The sequence below is a fragment of the Serratia sp. BFP-2025 genome (assembly GCF_050880365.1).
In the GTDB taxonomy this organism is placed as follows: domain Bacteria; phylum Pseudomonadota; class Gammaproteobacteria; order Enterobacterales; family Enterobacteriaceae; genus Serratia; species Serratia surfactantfaciens.
The window spans coordinates 1,891,023-1,905,845 of record NZ_JBPAFV010000001.1 but is presented as its reverse complement, the minus strand read 5'-3'; the positions used below and the strand labels follow the sequence as shown (position 1 = coordinate 1,905,845).

Sequence of the window (14,823 nt, the reverse complement as noted above, 5' to 3'; positions counted from 1 at the left end):
TATCGCTTTAATTCACTGATTACTATTAAAAAATTCGCGGAGAAGGATATCCCGTTAGGCGCAATCGTTGGCGCCGCAGATTAAGGTAGACTGTCTCATGAGTACGATTTCTCCCGATTCAGGCACGCTGACGGCCGCTCAGCCTGCCAAATGGAACAAAACCGACACCGTCTGGATGTTCGGTCTCTATGCCACCGCGGTGGGTGCCGGCACGCTGTTCTTGCCGATCAATGCCGGCTTGAACGGCCCGCTGGTGTTGCTGTTGATGGCGTTGTTCGCTTTCCCACTGACCTATTTGCCGCACCGCGCGCTCAGTCGCTTCGTGCTTTCCGGCTCCAGCCGCGACGGCAACATTCACGATGTGGTGGTGGAACACTTCGGCGTGCTGGCCGGCAAAATCATCATGGTGCTGTATCTGATGGCGTTCTTCCCGATCGTGCTGGTGTACAGCATTTCGATCACCAACGCGCTGGACAGCTTCCTGATCCACCAGTTCCACGTGGCGCCGCTGCCGCGCATCTGGCTCAGCCTGGCGGTGGTGGTGGTGCTCAATCTGGTGTTGCTGCGCGGCAAAGACAGCATCGTGGCGGCGATGGGCATGCTGGTGTTTCCGCTGCTGGTGTTCCTGATGGGCATTTCGCTCTATCTGATGCCGAGCTGGAATACCGCCAACTTCGTTCACGGCCTGGCCGCCACCCGCTTTGACACGCCGGGGCTGTGGCATTCGCTGTGGCTGGCGGTGCCGGTGATGGTGTTCTCCTTCAGCCATGCGCCGATCATCTCTTCCTTCGCCTCGACCCAGAAGAGCCTGTACGGCGACAAGGCGGAACGCCGCTGCGCACGCATCATGCGTTACAGCTATGTGCTGATCTGCGTCACCGTGCTGTTCTTCGTGTTCAGCTGCGTGCTGAGCCTGTCTCACGAAGACATGCTGCAGGCGAAGGAGCAGAACATCACCGTGCTGACTACGCTGGCCAACAAGTTCTCCAATCCGCTGATCGCCTATCTTGGCCCGGTGATGGCGATGTTGGCGATGGCCAAGTCCTATCTCGGCACTTCGCTGGGGGTGACGGAAGGGGCGACCAGCCTGATCGACGGCGTCACGCGCGCGGTCGGCAAGCCGCTCAGTTCGCGCCTGACGCACCGCATCTCCGCGGTATCGCTGTTCCTGCTCACCTGGGCGGCGACGGTGTGGAACCCCAGCGCGCTGCACATTATCGAAACCATCAGCGGCCCGCTGATTGCGGCGATCCTGTTCATCCTGCCGATGTACGCCGTGCGTGCGGTGCCGGCGATGCGCCAATACCGCGCGGCGAGCAACGTCTTCGTGCTGGTGATGGGCCTGATCGCGCTGTCGGCGCTGATCTACGGCCTGGTGTGATCCCTGGGCGCGCCACTTCCGGCGCGCCTCTTAACGTCCCTCTACACATCCCTTTGCAATTAATCGCCGATTTGCCGGGCGTTATCTTTGATAATGCAAGCCATTCTCATTAGTATTTCCCGATTGCGTTCTTGACTAAGGAGTTTTCGTGCACCGTCGAATCACCTTGCCGGCGCTGGTTTGCGCCGCCTTGCTCGCCTCTCCGGCGATGGCCACCACTTATCCGCTGACGCTGACCGACACTTCCGGCCAGACGATCACCCTCCCGCAAGAGCCGAAACGCATCGTGGTGCAGGACGGGCGCGACATTCTCACGTTGGCGCTGCTCGATCGCGCCAACCCGTTCGGCCGGCTGGTGGCCTGGAATAACCTGCTGAAGAAAAGCGATGCGGCGACCTGGGATATCTTGCAGAGCAAATGGCCGGCGGCGAAAAACATCATCGATATGGGATTCAGCGATAAGGGCGAAGTGAACCTGGAGAGCGTGATCGCCAAGCGGCCCGATCTGATGATCGCCCAGCTGCGCTCCAAGCCTTCGCTGAACCAGACCGGCGTGCTGGATCGGCTGAAGGCGCTGAACGTACCGGTGCTGTTCATCGACACCATGCTCAAGCCGGTGGCAAACACGCCGAAAAGCGTGACGCTGCTGGGGGAAACCCTCAACCGCGAAAGCGAGGCCCGGCAATATACCGATTATTATCAGCAACATTATCAGGCGATTCTGGCCAAGACGCAGGCGGTGGAACCCAAACCGCAGGTGTTCTTCGAAGCCAAGGCCGGCCTGAACGGGCTGGAATCCTGCTGCTTCACCCATGCGCACGTCGGCTGGGGGGCGCTGGTTGAGGCGGTCGGCGCGCGCAACATCGGCTCCGCGCTGTTGCCGGGCGCGACCGGCGATGTCGCGCTGGAAAAAGTGATCGCCATGAAGCCGGACGCCTACATCGTTTCCGGCTCGCAGTGGGCCAGCAAGACCAACGCCGCGGTGCCGTTCGGCTACGGCGTGACGCAGCAGCAGGTGGATGAGGCTTTCAACCGCATGAAACAGCGCCCGGGCTTCTCTCAGGTGTCGGCGGTTAAGGCGGGGCGGTTCTACGGCATCTACCATAACTTCTACAACCACCCGTACAACATCGTCGGGCTGGAGTATCTGGCGAAGTTTATCTATCCGGCGCAGTTCCCGGATCTGGACCCGGCCAAGACCTACAGCGAGATCCTCAGTCGCTTTACCGAAGTGCCGGAAGGCAAGGGCATTTTGGGCGCGCAGGCGCCGGCGGGGAAATAACGGCAACGGGCGCGATCGCGCCCGTTTTTGATCCTTAGGCGGCGGCCGGCGTATAGGTGGAGATGATCTCTAACACGCCGTTGATGATGAACTGCACGCCCATACACACCAGCAGGAAGCCCATCAGGCGCGAGATCGCCTCAATGCCGCTTTTCCCCACCAACCGCATGATAGCGCCGGAGCTGAGCAGACAGGCCCACAGGATCACCGCGACCGTCAGGAAGATGGCGACCGGCGCCACGGCCAGCACCCAGGGTTCAAAACCCAGCGTGTTATCTTTGACGCTCGACGCCGAGCTGATGATCATCGCGATGGTACCCGGCCCGGCGGTGCTCGGCATGGCCAACGGCACGAAGGCGATGTTGGCCGAGGTTTTATGGCGCAGCTCGTGCGACTTGCTCTCCACCTCCGGCGCCTCGTCGGCGCTTTGTTGCGGGAACAACATGCGGAAACCGATGAAGGCGACGATCAGGCCGCCGGCGATGCGCAGGCCGGGGATCGAAATACCGAAGGTGTTCATCACCACCTGGCCGGCGTAAAACGCCACCGTCATGATGCAGAACACATAAACCGAGGCCATCAGCGACTGCTGATTGCGCTCCTCACGCGTCATATTGCCGGATAACCCGAGCAGCAACGCCACCGTGGTCAGTGGGTTGGCCAGCGGCAACAGCAGCACCAAACCCAGTCCGATGGCCTGGAATAACTGCAAAATACCCGTCATAAAATAACTCCCTGTGCAACGTTCAAGCCGCCAGGCGGCGGCCCATGAGCTCCACAGCCTAGCCTGCCGTACGGCCGGCGGCAATGGGGATAGCTCGTAACGTTAATTAACCGTCGGCGGGCGCTTCATCTTCACCGCTGCACTCGGCGGTGAGTTCTGGTTCATCCTCACACCCCAGCGGCGCTTCGTTGACCGCGATCGCCCGCGGCACCGAACGCGCGCCAAAATGCACCAGCCCATACAAGGTCGCCAATACCGCGCACACTACGCCGAGGACTGCGAGTAACCGGTTCATCTTCTGCATAAGTCTCGATTGGAACAGACTGGTTTCAGAATAGCGGCTGGCGGCGAAGATCGCCACGCGAAGCCGGTATACCGCCGAACGGCGGCGACAAAGCGAGCGGTGCCTGGAAAATGCGCACATTTTTTGTGTTTTATGGCCTTTTTCGCCGCAGTTGGCCGGTAAAGGCCGACGTTTCGCATCAATTGCTACACCCTGCAGGCTCAGCTGCCTACCATAGGCGCGCTTTAAAACAAGAATGAGACTGACTATGCAAGACGAACTGAAACTTTTACTGGGGAAAATTGGCGCCTTCGCGCTTTCCGGCGCTTTTTTGGCGGCCTTGGTCGGCCTGGTGTTTATCGACGTGCACTGGTTGCATAATTTCGTGCATGAAACCTCGCTGACCGAAGCGGCGCAGGAGCTGTTGCTGCTCGCCATCGCCGGCGGTTTTTTCGCCGCGGCCAGACGGCAGGCTGAACGCCGCTCCGCCTGGATGCTGGTCGGCGGCTTCTTTCTGTGCATGCTGATCCGCGAGATGGACTTCGCCTTCGATGCGCTGTGGCACGGCGCCTGGGTGTGGTTTGCGCTGGCGGTCGCCTTGGCCTGTCTGTGGCATGCCGCAAGGCACGTCGCGGCGACGGTGCGTGGGCTGGCCTATTTCGCGACGCATCCCGGCTACGGCATGATGTGTGCCGGTCTGCTGTGCATTCTGGTGTTTTCACGCCTGTTCGGCATGGGTGCGCTGTGGCAAACGCTGATGCTGGACGGTTACAACCGGGTGGTGAAAAACATGGTGGAAGAAGGCTGCGAACTGTTGGGTTACGGCCTGTGCCTGTTGGCCACCTTCAGCTACCTGAAAAGCGTTTTTGTGTCGAATAAAGCGAAAATGTGAGGGCGGCGGCACTTTATTTATCCGGAACAATTTTAGTGATACTATTCGCTTAGCCGAATGCGGCTGAGAAGGTATGCGTTCCATTCTGTATACCCAGTGAGGTTTCAATCTGGCAATTGTGGGCGAGATCTGAAACCTGGCTGACCAAACCCAAAACCCAATTTTCGTACTGCATGTGATCTGTCGTGTGGGTCACCACTGTAGATAAGGAATTATTAATGCCTGTTATTACTCTTCCTGACGGTAGTCAGCGTCATTTCGACCACCCCGTTTCCCCGATGGATGTCGCGCGCGATATCGGCCCTGGCCTGGCGAAAGCCTGTATCGCCGGCCGCGTCAACGGCGAGCTGGTTGACGCCGGCGATCTGATCGAATCGGATGCGCAGCTGGCCATCATCACCATCAAAGATGAAGACGGTCTGGAAATCATGCGCCACTCCTGCGCGCACCTGTTGGGTCATGCGATCAAGCAGCTGTGGCCGGATACCAAAATGGCGATCGGTCCGGTGATCGACAACGGTTTCTATTATGACGTGGATATCGACCGCACCCTGACGCAGGAAGACCTGGATCTGCTGGAAAAGCGGATGCACGAGTTGGCCGATAAGGATTACGACGTCATCAAGAAGAAGGTCAGCTGGCAAGAAGCCCGCGACACCTTCGCTGAGCGCGGCGAAATCTACAAAGTGGCGATCCTGGATGAGAACATCAGCCATGACGATCGTCCGGGCCTGTATCACCACGAAGAATACGTCGACATGTGCCGTGGTCCGCACGTGCCGAACATGCGTTTCTGCCACCACTTCAAACTGCAGAAAACCTCCGGCGCTTACTGGCGCGGCGACAGCAAAAACAAAATGCTGCAGCGTATCTACGGTACCGCCTGGGCAGACAAGAAGCAGCTGAACGCCTACCTGCAGCGCCTGGAAGAAGCGGCCAAGCGCGATCACCGCAAGATCGGCAAACAGCTCGACCTGTATCACATGCAGGAAGAAGCGCCGGGCATGGTGTTCTGGCACAACGACGGTTGGACGATTTTCCGCGAGCTGGAAGCCTTCGTGCGCATGAAGCTCAAAGAGTACCAGTACCAGGAAGTGAAAGGTCCGTTCATGATGGACCGCGTGCTGTGGGAAAAAACCGGCCACTGGGAAAACTACAAAGACGCCATGTTCACCACCGCGTCGGAGAACCGCGAATACTGCATCAAGCCGATGAACTGCCCGGGTCACGTGCAGATCTTCAACCAGGGCCTGAAGTCGTACCGCGATCTGCCGCTGCGCATGGGCGAATTCGGCAGCTGCCACCGCAACGAGCCTTCGGGTTCCCTGCACGGTCTGATGCGCGTGCGCGGCTTCACGCAGGATGACGCCCACATCTTCTGTACCGAAGAGCAGGTGCGCGCCGAAGTGAACGAATGCATTCGCATGGTTTATGATGTGTACGGCACCTTCGGCTTCGACAAGATCGCCGTCAAGCTGTCCACGCGTCCGGAAAAACGCATCGGTACCGACGACATGTGGACCCGTGCGGAAGAAGACCTGGCCGCCGCGCTGACCGAGAACGGCATTCCGTTCGAGTACCAGCCGGGCGAGGGCGCCTTCTACGGACCGAAAATTGAATTTACCCTGCATGATTGTTTGGATCGCGCATGGCAATGTGGTACCGTGCAGCTCGATTTCTTCTTGCCGGGCCGTTTGGGCGCCTCGTACGTTGGCGAAAACAACGATCGCGTCGTGCCGGTAATGATTCACCGCGCCATTTTGGGCTCCATGGAACGCTTCATCGGTATCCTTACCGAAGAATACGCCGGGTTCTACCCGACCTGGATCGCTCCGGTGCAGGTGGTGGTGATGAATATCACCGACAGCCAGTCTGATTACGTCCAGCAATTGACCAAAAAACTGCAGGATGCAGGTATTCGCGTGAAAGCGGACTTGAGAAATGAGAAGATTGGCTTTAAAATTCGCGAACATACTTTACGTCGGGTCCCTTACATGTTGGTGTGCGGCGACAAAGAGGTCGAAGCAGGCAAAGTTGCCGTTCGTACCCGCCGTGGCAAAGACCTGGGAAGCCTGGACGTAAACGAAGTCGTAGACAAGCTGCTGAAAGAGATTCGCAGCCGTAGTCTTCATCAACTGGAGGAATAAAGTATTAAAGGCGGAAAACGAGTTCAACCGGCGCGTCCTAATCGCATTAACAGAGAAATTCGCGCGCAAGAAGTTCGCCTAACCGGCGTCGATGGCGAGCAGATTGGTATCGTCAGTCTGAATGAAGCTCTTGAAAAAGCTGAGGAAGCGGGCGTTGATTTAGTAGAAATCAGCCCAAATGCCGAACCGCCAGTTTGCCGAATCATGGATTACGGCAAATTCCTCTACGAGAAGAGCAAGTCGACGAAAGAACAGAAGAAGAAGCAAAAAGTTATTCAGGTCAAGGAAATCAAATTCCGTCCTGGCACCGATGATGGCGACTATCAGGTCAAACTACGCAACCTGATTCGCTTTCTGGAAGATGGCGATAAAGCCAAAATCACCCTGCGTTTCCGTGGGCGTGAGATGGCGCACCAGCAGATCGGTATGGAAGTGCTTAACCGCGTCCGTAAAGACCTGTGTGAAGATATGGATCTGGCAGTGGTCGAATCCTTCCCTACGAAGATCGAAGGCCGCCAGATGATTATGGTGCTCGCTCCTAAGAAGAAACAGTAAGGCTTACAAGTAATGGAACCCGCGCGGCGCTTGCGCTGTGTGGGTTTTATTCGCCCAACTGATTCGTTGTTTAACAATGCGAAGTGGATTTAATTAAAATGCCAAAGATTAAAACTGTACGTGGTGCAGCCAAGCGCTTCAAAAAGACCGGCAGCGGTGGTTTTAAGCGTAAACATGCCAACCTGCGTCATATTCTGACCAAAAAAGCAACCAAGCGTAAACGTCACCTGCGTCCGAAAGGCATGGTGTCTAAAAACGATCTGGTCCTGGTTACCGCGTGCCTGCCGTACGCATAAGCCATTTTTTTTTGAATTTAGAATAAGACTTTAGGAGAGAGCATATGGCTCGCGTAAAACGTGGTGTAATTGCACGCGCACGTCACAAGAAAATCATGAAGCAGGCGAAAGGCTACTACGGTGCCCGTTCGCGCGTATATCGTGTTGCCTTCCAGGCAGTAATCAAAGCAGGTCAGTATGCTTACCGTGACCGTCGTCAACGTAAGCGTCAGTTCCGTCAGCTGTGGATTGCACGTATCAACGCAGCTGCTCGTCAGAACGGTCTGTCTTACAGCAAGTTCATCAACGGCTTGAAAAAAGCCTCGATCGAAATTGACCGTAAGATCCTGGCTGACATCGCAGTCTTCGACAAAGTGGCCTTCGGCGCACTGGTTGAGAAAGCGAAAGCAGCTCTGGCGTAAGTCAGTAGAAGAGGGAGCTTGCTCCCTCTTTTAATCTTTGTTTTCAGCGACAAATATTGACTTTCATTGGCCGCCGCTATATCACTGGTGGACAATCATCGACAAGGTACCGCAATCATGCACGCAGCTCTTTTTCGTTTCTTTTTTTACTTTAGCGCCTGATTTCAGGAGGCTTTGCGCGTAAGAAAAGAAACGAAAAGTAGCGCCTAAGCCTCCCTCGTGGAGGCTTTTTTGTTTTTGGCCATCGTCCCGCCTTGCCAGGCGTTGCGGTGAGGGCGGCAGACGCAACGCGGGCCATGCGGCGCGCAGGCGAGCCGACCGGTCGGCAACGTATTGAAAAGTCTTTGAATAATGGTCAAAGGCGTGTTCGAATATAGATAACAATTACTTAGGGCCATCCCGGCCAGAGGAAGAGGAAAGCAATGCCACATCTCGCAGAGCTAGTTGCCAATGCCAAGGCAGCCGTAGAAGATGCCCAGGATGTTGCCGCGTTAGATTTGGTGCGCGTCGAATATTTTGGCAAGAAAGGTCATTTCACCTTGCAGATGCAGTCTCTGCGCGACGTACCGGCGGAAGACCGTCCGGCGGCCGGCGCGGTGATCAACCAGGCCAAGCAAGAGGTGCAGGACGCGCTGAACGCACGTAAGAACACGCTGGAAAGCGCCGCGCTGAACGCGCGCCTGGCGGCTGAAACCATCGACGTTTCCCTGCCGGGCCGCCGTATGGAAAACGGCGGTCTGCATCCGGTGACCCGCACCATCGACCGTATCGAAACCTTCTTCGGCGAGCTTGGCTTCTCCGTGGCCACCGGCCCGGAGATTGAAGACGATTATCATAACTTCGACGCGCTGAACATCCCGGGGCACCACCCGGCGCGCGCCGATCACGATACCTTCTGGTTCGACGCCACGCGCCTGCTGCGCACCCAGACCTCCGGCGTGCAGATCCGCACCATGAAGAACCAACAGCCGCCGATCCGCATCATTGCGCCGGGCCGCGTTTATCGTAACGACTACGATCAGACTCACACCCCGATGTTCCACCAGATGGAAGGACTGATCGTCGATAAAGACATCAGCTTCACCAACCTGAAGGGTACGCTGCACGACTTCCTGAACAACTTCTTTGAAGAAGACCTGCAGGTTCGTTTCCGTCCGTCCTATTTCCCGTTCACCGAGCCGTCCGCTGAAGTGGACGTGATGGGCAAGAATGGCAAGTGGCTGGAAGTGCTGGGCTGCGGCATGGTGCATCCGAACGTGCTGCGCAACGTCGGCATCGATCCGGAAGTCTACTCCGGCTTCGCCTTCGGCATGGGCATGGAGCGCCTGACGATGCTGCGTTACGGCGTCACCGATCTGCGCGCATTCTTCGAAAACGATCTGCGTTTCCTCAAACAGTTTAAGTAAGGCGGGAATATCACATGAAATTCAGTGAACTCTGGTTGCGCGAGTGGGTAAACCCGGCCATCAGCAGCGAAGCATTATCCGATCAAATCACCATGGCCGGCCTGGAAGTGGACGGTGTGGATCCGGTCGCCGGCACGTTTAACGGCGTTGTGGTGGGTGAAGTGGTCGAGTGCGGCCAGCACCCGAACGCCGACAAACTGCGCGTCACTAAGGTCAACGTCGGCGGCGATCGCCTGTTGGACATCGTCTGCGGCGCGCCGAACTGCCGTACCGGCCTGAAAGTGGCGGTCGCCACCGTGGGCGCGGTGCTGCCGGGCGACTTCAAAATCAAGGCCGCCAAGCTGCGCGGCGAACCTTCGGAAGGCATGCTGTGCTCGTTCTCCGAGCTGGGCATTTCCGACGATCATGACGGCATTATCGAGCTGCCGCTGGATGCGCCAATCGGCACCGACATCCGTGACTATCTGCAGCTGAACGACAACACCATCGAAATCAGCGTCACGCCGAACCGCGCCGACTGTCTGGGCATCATCGGCGTCGCGCGCGATGTGGGCGTACTGAACCAGGTTGCGCTGACCGAGCCGGATATGAGCCCGGTGGCTGCCACCATCGACGCCACGCTGCCGATCCGCGTTGACGCGCCGCAGGCGTGCCCGCGCTATCTGGGCCGCGTGGTGAAAGGCATCGACGTCACCGCGCCAACCCCGCTGTGGATGCGTGAAAAACTGCGTCGCTGCGGCATCCGCTCTATCGATGCGGTGGTTGACGTCACCAACTATGTGCTGCTGGAGCTTGGCCAGCCGATGCACGCTTTCGATCTGAGCCGCATCGACGGCGGCATCGTGGTGCGCATGGCGGAAGAAGGGGAAACGCTGACGCTACTGGACGGCAGTGAAGCCAAACTGAACGCCGACACCTTAGTGATCGCCGATCATCAAAAAGCGTTGGCGATGGGTGGTATCTTCGGCGGCGAGCATTCCGGCGTTAACGGGGAAACTCAGGACGTGCTGCTGGAATGCGCCTTCTTCAGCCCGCTGTCGATCACCGGCCGCGCGCGCCGTCACGGCCTGCACACCGACGCTTCTCACCGCTATGAGCGCGGTGTCGATCCGGCGCTGCAGTACAAAGCGATGGAGCGTGCCACGCGCCTGCTGCTCGATATTTGCGGCGGCCAGGCCGGCCCGATTATCGACGTGACCCACGAGAACGCACTGCCGAAGCGCGCCACCATCACGCTGCGCCGCGAGAAACTGGATCGCCTGATCGGCCACGTGGTGCCGAGCGAGCAGGTCAGCGACATTCTGCGCCGCCTGGGTTGCCAGGTGACTGAGCAGGGCGACAGCTGGCAAGCGGTCGCGCCGAGCTGGCGTTTCGATATGGAGATCGAAGAAGATCTGGTGGAAGAAGTGGCGCGCGTTTACGGTTACGACAACATCCCGGATGTGCCGGTCCGCGCCGATCTGGTGATGACCCAGCATCGCGAAGCCGATCTGACGCTGAAGCGCGTGAAGACCATGCTGGTCGATCACGGTTATCAGGAAGCGATCACCTACAGCTTCGTCGATCCGAAGGTGCAGGCGCTGTTGCACCCGAATGAAGAAGCGCTGATCCTGCCAAGCCCGATTTCGGTAGAAATGTCGGCGATGCGTCTGTCGCTGTGGACCGGCCTGCTGTCTGCGGTGGTGTATAACCAGAACCGCCAGCAGACGCGTCTGCGTCTGTTCGAAAGCGGCCTGCGCTTTGTGCCTGATAGTGCGGCAGATCTGGGTATCCGCCAGGACGTCATGCTGGCGGGGGTGATCGCCGGCCATACGCACGATGAACATTGGGATCTGGCGCGCAAGCCCGTCGACTTCTATGATTTAAAAGGGGATCTGGAGTCTGTCCTCGAACTGACCGGTAAATTATCCGAAATTCAGTTCCGGGCGGAAGCCAATCCGGCCCTGCATCCAGGGCAAAGTGCGGCGATTTATTTGCACGGCGAACGCGTAGGTTTCATCGGTGTGGTTCACCCGGAACTTGAACGTAAACTGGATCTTAACGGCCGCACCGTGGTGTTTGAACTGGAGTGGAACAAGCTTGCGAGCCGCGCTGTGCCTCAGGCGCGGGAGATTTCGCGCTTCCCGGCAAACCGCCGTGATATCGCCATTGTGGTGGCTGAAAACGTCCCCGCAGAAGATATTTTGGCCGAGTGTAAGAAAGTTGGCGCAAATCAGGTAGTTGGCGTAAACTTGTTTGACGTGTACCGTGGCAAGGGCGTGGCAGAAGGTGACAAGAGCCTGGCTATCAGTCTGGTATTGCAGGATACCGCTCGTACACTGGAAGAAGAGGAGATAGCCGCTACCGTTGCAAAATGCGTAGAGGCTCTAAAACAGCGATTCCAAGCATCCTTGAGGGATTGAACCTATGGCGCTTACTAAAGCTGAAATGTCAGAACACCTGTTTGAGAAGCTTGGGCTTAGCAAACGGGACGCCAAAGACCTGGTGGAACTGTTCTTCGAAGAGGTCCGTCGGGCCCTTGAGAACGGTGAACAGGTAAAACTGTCGGGTTTTGGCAACTTTGATCTGCGTGACAAGAACCAACGTCCGGGGCGCAACCCGAAGACCGGCGAAGACATTCCGATTACGGCGCGCCGCGTGGTGACTTTCCGTCCGGGTCAGAAGCTGAAAAGCCGGGTAGAAAACGCCAGCCCGAAAGGGTGAGTGACGTGACATCAAAAAAGGCCGCTTGCGCGGCCTTTTTCTTTTTTGGGGCAAAATTCAGTTTATTCCTAATCGAGCAGGTAGAGATTAAATATATTTATTAAATCACTACGGCGAGAATTTATTTAATCTTAATTGCGGAATATTCTTATATCTTATTTTTCTTGGGTGGTAATTTTATTTCTCTCTTCAATAACGACCATAATAATGGCCAGGGCCATCGCCGCGGTGACCACCGCCCCAGTGTGGGCCCCAGCAGCAGGCACTGAGGGTTGAGGCCAGGGCCACCACGGCCAGCAGCATACCTATACGTTTAATCATCCTATTATCCTCCGGTGGGAATCCACTTAATTATAATTGTCGCGCGGCTTAAGCGGCGTCAGTTATTTGTTAAGCCTTGTCAGCGACTATGATAATTAAAGGCGGTGGCAAACAGTGTAGGGATTGTGTAAGGCCGTCGAAAACGATCTGAAAATAGGCATCGGTGAGATAGTCGCTAAATAAACGCACTGATATAACCACTGCAGCAAGAAAAATAGAGTGAGAAGGCAAAATGAAAAAGATCCTGTTGCTGGTGTGTTTCCCTCTGTTGCTGCCTTTGGCGGCGCAGGCCGATGTGTCCGTCGATATCAACGTACCGGGCGTTTCCCTGCATCTGGGGGATCAGGACCGCCGCGGTTACTACTGGGATGGCTACGACTGGCGTCCACCGCAATGGTGGCATGCGCATCAGGGGCGTGGCCTCGGCGAGCGCAATGCGCGTGGCTTGTACTGGGACGGCGGGCGTTGGCAACCTTCGCCACCGCGCGGGTATGAGCATCGCGAGCCGGCGCGCAGCGGCAATCCGTTCCACGGCGATCGCGATAATCGCGACCATGACCGGCGTCATGACGATCGCGGCGATCATAGTCGTGGCGATGACGGCCGCGGCCAGCCTTATCCGCAAGGCAACCCTGGCCCGCATCGTTAACCCCTGAGTTTATCGGCGGCTGGTTTTGCCATCATCGTTGCGATGACGGGCAGGGCCAGCCGCTGCTTTCCTGCGCCATCGCCAACGCAAGGCTTCCCCTTGCGGCGTTAACCCCCTAATATTCGACTCAGACGTCAATTATCCGGCCACCATAGCGGCCGGCAGGGAACCGCCGCGCCATGCCAACCAGCCGTACCTTCACCTTACTGTTGCAACACCAACGTTACCGCGACAAACGCCAGGTCATGCTGTTGGCGTTGGGCGTGGCGGTGGCGTTGTTGTTCAGCCTGTGCGCCGGGGATCAATGGATATGGCCGTCGGCGTGGTTCAGCGATCGGGCGCAGCTGTTTGTCTGGCAACTGCGTTTGCCGCGCGCGCTGGCGGTGATGCTGGTTGGCGCCGCCCTGGCGGTAGCGGGTGCGGTGATGCAGGCGCTGTTTGAAAACCCACTGGCGGAACCAGGCCTGCTGGGCGTGGCGAACGGCGCCGGCGTAGCGCTGGTGCTGACGGTATTGTTGGGCCACGGTCTGCTGCCGGTGGCGCTGATGAGCGCCGCCGCGATAGCCGGCGCGCTGGTGATGACTTTCTTGCTGCTGTGGTTTGCTCGCCGGCGGCGCCTGACCAATGCGCGGCTGTTGCTGGTTGGCGTAGCGCTGGGCATCGTGTGCAGCGCGCTGATGACCTGGGCGGTCTATTTCAGCACCAGCCTCGATCTGCGGCAGCTGATGTACTGGATGATGGGCGGTTTCGGCGGTGTCGACTGGCGTCAAAAGTGGCTGGTGCTGGCGTTGTTGCCGGTGCTGCTGTGGCTGTGCGGCCAGGGCCGAGCGCTCAATCTGATGGCGCTGGGCGAAGTGCAGGCGCGGCAGCTCGGGCTGTCGCTGCATGTGTGGCGCAATCTGCTGGTGCTGGCGATCGGCTGGCTGGTCGGTGTCAGCGTGGCGCTTGCCGGCGTGATCGGCTTCGTCGGGCTGGTGATCCCGCATATTCTGCGGCTCACCGGCCTGACCGACCAACGCTATCTGCTGCCGGCCTGTGCGCTGGCGGGAGCCGGCGTATTGCTGGTGGCCGATGTGATCGCCCGCGTTGCGCTACTGGCGGCCGAATTGCCGATCGGCGTGGTGACCGCCACGCTGGGGGCGCCGCTATTTATCTGGTTACTGACCCGGGCAAAAGGCGTAAGGTAGTTTTCTTCATTCACCTGCGATTAAAACTAAAGGATGACAACCGATGAGCAAGCCAATCTACAACCTGCCGTTACAAACCATCGAAAATCAGGCCACCACGTTGGGCGCCTATCAGGGCAAGGTGCTGCTGGTGGTCAATGTGGCCTCGGAGTGCGGCCTGACCAAGCAGTACGAAGGGCTGGAAGCGCTGTACGAAACCTATCGCGATCGGGGCCTGGAAGTGCTGGGGTTCCCGTCCAATGAATTCCTGGGCCAGGAGCCGGGCAGCAACGAAGAGATCCTGGCGTTTTGCCGTGGCACCTTCGGCGTGCAATTCCCGATGTTTGCCAAAATTGAGGTGAACGGCGACCAGCGCCATCCGCTGTATCAGGCGCTGATTGCCGCGCAGCCGGAGGCCACCGCCCCAGAGGGCAGCGAATTCCTGGCGCGGATGACCAGCAAAGGCCGCGCGCCGAAGCAAGCCGGCGATATTCTGTGGAACTTCGAGAAATTCCTCGTCGCGCGCGACGGTACGGTGATCCAGCGCTTCTCGCCTGACACTACGCCGGAAGATCCGGCGCTGGTGGCGGCGGTGAAACAAGCGCTGGCGGGATAAG

The 14,823-nt window shown here is 58.0% G+C and carries 17 protein-coding genes and 1 other annotated feature; of the genes, 14 read left to right on the top strand and 3 right to left on the bottom strand.

All coding sequences use genetic code 11. From position 1 onward, the window contains the following. Positions 1-97: 97 nt before the first annotated feature. Complete coding sequence (locus tag ACRAWE_RS08920; RefSeq protein ID WP_025159921.1) at positions 98-1,381, top strand: serine/threonine protein kinase; 1,284 nt, start codon at positions 98-100, stop codon at positions 1,379-1,381. 148 nt (positions 1,382-1,529) lie between these two features. Beyond that, positions 1,530-2,663, top strand: a complete 1,134-nt coding sequence (locus ACRAWE_RS08915) for an ABC transporter substrate-binding protein (protein ID WP_432525251.1) — start codon at positions 1,530-1,532, stop codon at positions 2,661-2,663. 34 nt (positions 2,664-2,697) lie between these two features. On the opposite strand, the gene ACRAWE_RS08910 is transcribed toward ACRAWE_RS08915, so the two are convergent. Then, complete coding sequence (locus tag ACRAWE_RS08910) at positions 2,698-3,387, bottom strand: MarC family NAAT transporter (RefSeq protein ID WP_019454910.1); 690 nt, start codon at positions 3,385-3,387, stop codon at positions 2,698-2,700. Between the two features lie 106 nt (positions 3,388-3,493). After that, the gene (locus tag ACRAWE_RS08905) at positions 3,494-3,691 is read right to left on the bottom strand and encodes a hypothetical protein (RefSeq protein ID WP_156785411.1); all 198 of its coding nucleotides are present in this window, start codon (positions 3,689-3,691) and stop codon (positions 3,494-3,496) included. 247 nt (positions 3,692-3,938) lie between these two features. Here ACRAWE_RS08905 and ACRAWE_RS08900 point away from each other — a divergent pair, with 247 nt between their 5' ends. From ACRAWE_RS08900 to ihfA, 9 genes are all read left to right on the top strand, one after another. Then, entirely contained in the window at positions 3,939-4,562 is a 624-nt protein-coding gene (locus ACRAWE_RS08900; RefSeq protein ID WP_019454912.1) for a hypothetical protein, read from the top strand. Between the two features lie 218 nt (positions 4,563-4,780). Further along, entirely contained in the window at positions 4,781-6,709 is a 1,929-nt protein-coding gene (gene thrS, locus ACRAWE_RS08895; protein WP_025159696.1) for a threonine--tRNA ligase, read from the top strand. A gap of 3 nt (positions 6,710-6,712) precedes the next feature. After that, on the top strand, positions 6,713-7,264 hold the full coding sequence (gene infC, locus ACRAWE_RS08890) for a translation initiation factor IF-3 (protein WP_048233542.1): 552 nt from the start codon (positions 6,713-6,715) through the stop codon (positions 7,262-7,264). Positions 7,265-7,362: 98 nt separating this feature from the next. Beyond that, positions 7,363-7,560 carry a 50S ribosomal protein L35 gene (rpmI, locus tag ACRAWE_RS08885; protein ID WP_004931418.1) on the top strand — a complete coding sequence of 66 codons (198 nt, stop codon included), beginning with the start codon at positions 7,363-7,365 and terminating at the stop codon, positions 7,558-7,560. 44 nt (positions 7,561-7,604) lie between these two features. Continuing rightward, positions 7,605-7,961, top strand: coding sequence for a 50S ribosomal protein L20 (rplT, locus tag ACRAWE_RS08880; protein WP_004931417.1), 357 nt, complete (start codon positions 7,605-7,607; stop codon positions 7,959-7,961). Positions 7,962-8,074: 113 nt separating this feature from the next. Further along, positions 8,075-8,197: a sequence feature (Phe leader region), on the top strand. After that, on the top strand, positions 8,079-8,123 hold the full coding sequence (gene pheM / locus ACRAWE_RS08875; protein ID WP_139074214.1) for a pheST operon leader peptide PheM: 45 nt from the start codon (positions 8,079-8,081) through the stop codon (positions 8,121-8,123). It overlaps the preceding feature by 45 nt. A gap of 186 nt (positions 8,198-8,383) precedes the next feature. Next, positions 8,384-9,367, top strand: coding sequence for a phenylalanine--tRNA ligase subunit alpha (pheS, locus tag ACRAWE_RS08870; protein ID WP_025159697.1), 984 nt, complete (start codon positions 8,384-8,386; stop codon positions 9,365-9,367). A 14-nt stretch (positions 9,368-9,381) separates the two neighbouring features. Then, the gene (pheT, locus tag ACRAWE_RS08865; RefSeq protein ID WP_432525250.1) at positions 9,382-11,769 is read left to right on the top strand and encodes a phenylalanine--tRNA ligase subunit beta; all 2,388 of its coding nucleotides are present in this window, start codon (positions 9,382-9,384) and stop codon (positions 11,767-11,769) included. A gap of 4 nt (positions 11,770-11,773) precedes the next feature. Then, complete coding sequence (gene ihfA, locus ACRAWE_RS08860; protein WP_004931414.1) at positions 11,774-12,070, top strand: integration host factor subunit alpha; 297 nt, start codon at positions 11,774-11,776, stop codon at positions 12,068-12,070. 189 nt (positions 12,071-12,259) lie between these two features. On the opposite strand, the gene ACRAWE_RS08855 is transcribed toward ihfA, so the two are convergent. Continuing rightward, positions 12,260-12,391 (bottom strand): hypothetical protein, encoded by a 132-nt coding sequence (locus tag ACRAWE_RS08855; protein ID WP_255427997.1) that lies wholly within the window; start codon positions 12,389-12,391, stop codon positions 12,260-12,262. 232 nt (positions 12,392-12,623) lie between these two features. Between ACRAWE_RS08855 and ACRAWE_RS08850 the strand changes: the two genes are divergently transcribed. The 3 genes from ACRAWE_RS08850 to ACRAWE_RS08840 all read left to right on the top strand — a co-directional run bounded on the left by ACRAWE_RS08850 (position 12,624) and on the right by ACRAWE_RS08840 (position 14,822). Beyond that, positions 12,624-13,040, top strand: coding sequence for a DUF2502 domain-containing protein (locus ACRAWE_RS08850; protein ID WP_063919343.1), 417 nt, complete (start codon positions 12,624-12,626; stop codon positions 13,038-13,040). Positions 13,041-13,219: 179 nt separating this feature from the next. Further along, positions 13,220-14,227 carry a vitamin B12 ABC transporter permease BtuC gene (gene btuC / locus ACRAWE_RS08845; protein WP_063919344.1) on the top strand — a complete coding sequence of 336 codons (1,008 nt, stop codon included), beginning with the start codon at positions 13,220-13,222 and terminating at the stop codon, positions 14,225-14,227. A gap of 43 nt (positions 14,228-14,270) precedes the next feature. Next, the gene (locus tag ACRAWE_RS08840) at positions 14,271-14,822 is read left to right on the top strand and encodes a glutathione peroxidase (RefSeq protein ID WP_063919345.1); all 552 of its coding nucleotides are present in this window, start codon (positions 14,271-14,273) and stop codon (positions 14,820-14,822) included. The last annotated feature ends 1 nt before the right edge of the window (position 14,823 follow it).

Excerpts from the sequence above, each read along its gene's own strand:
- ACRAWE_RS08920 (WP_025159921.1), top strand. The coding sequence starts at position 98 with ATGAGTACGATTTCTCCCGATTCAGGCACGCTGACGGCCGCTCAGCCT.
- ACRAWE_RS08850 (WP_063919343.1), top strand. The coding sequence starts at position 12,624 with ATGAAAAAGATCCTGTTGCTGGTGTGTTTCCCTCTGTTGCTGCCTTTG.
- ihfA (WP_004931414.1), top strand. The coding sequence starts at position 11,774 with ATGGCGCTTACTAAAGCTGAAATGTCAGAACACCTGTTTGAGAAGCTT.
- pheS (WP_025159697.1), top strand. The coding sequence starts at position 8,384 with ATGCCACATCTCGCAGAGCTAGTTGCCAATGCCAAGGCAGCCGTAGAA.
- rpmI (WP_004931418.1), top strand. The coding sequence starts at position 7,363 with ATGCCAAAGATTAAAACTGTACGTGGTGCAGCCAAGCGCTTCAAAAAG.
- rplT (WP_004931417.1), top strand. The coding sequence starts at position 7,605 with ATGGCTCGCGTAAAACGTGGTGTAATTGCACGCGCACGTCACAAGAAA.
- btuC (WP_063919344.1), top strand. The coding sequence starts at position 13,220 with ATGCCAACCAGCCGTACCTTCACCTTACTGTTGCAACACCAACGTTAC.
- pheT (WP_432525250.1), top strand. The coding sequence starts at position 9,382 with ATGAAATTCAGTGAACTCTGGTTGCGCGAGTGGGTAAACCCGGCCATC.
- ACRAWE_RS08905 (WP_156785411.1), bottom strand. The coding sequence starts at position 3,691 with ATGCAGAAGATGAACCGGTTACTCGCAGTCCTCGGCGTAGTGTGCGCG.
- ACRAWE_RS08910 (WP_019454910.1), bottom strand. The coding sequence starts at position 3,387 with ATGACGGGTATTTTGCAGTTATTCCAGGCCATCGGACTGGGTTTGGTG.
- ACRAWE_RS08840 (WP_063919345.1), top strand. The coding sequence starts at position 14,271 with ATGAGCAAGCCAATCTACAACCTGCCGTTACAAACCATCGAAAATCAG.
- thrS (WP_025159696.1), top strand. The coding sequence starts at position 4,781 with ATGCCTGTTATTACTCTTCCTGACGGTAGTCAGCGTCATTTCGACCAC.
- ACRAWE_RS08900 (WP_019454912.1), top strand. The coding sequence starts at position 3,939 with ATGCAAGACGAACTGAAACTTTTACTGGGGAAAATTGGCGCCTTCGCG.
- ACRAWE_RS08855 (WP_255427997.1), bottom strand. The coding sequence starts at position 12,391 with ATGATTAAACGTATAGGTATGCTGCTGGCCGTGGTGGCCCTGGCCTCA.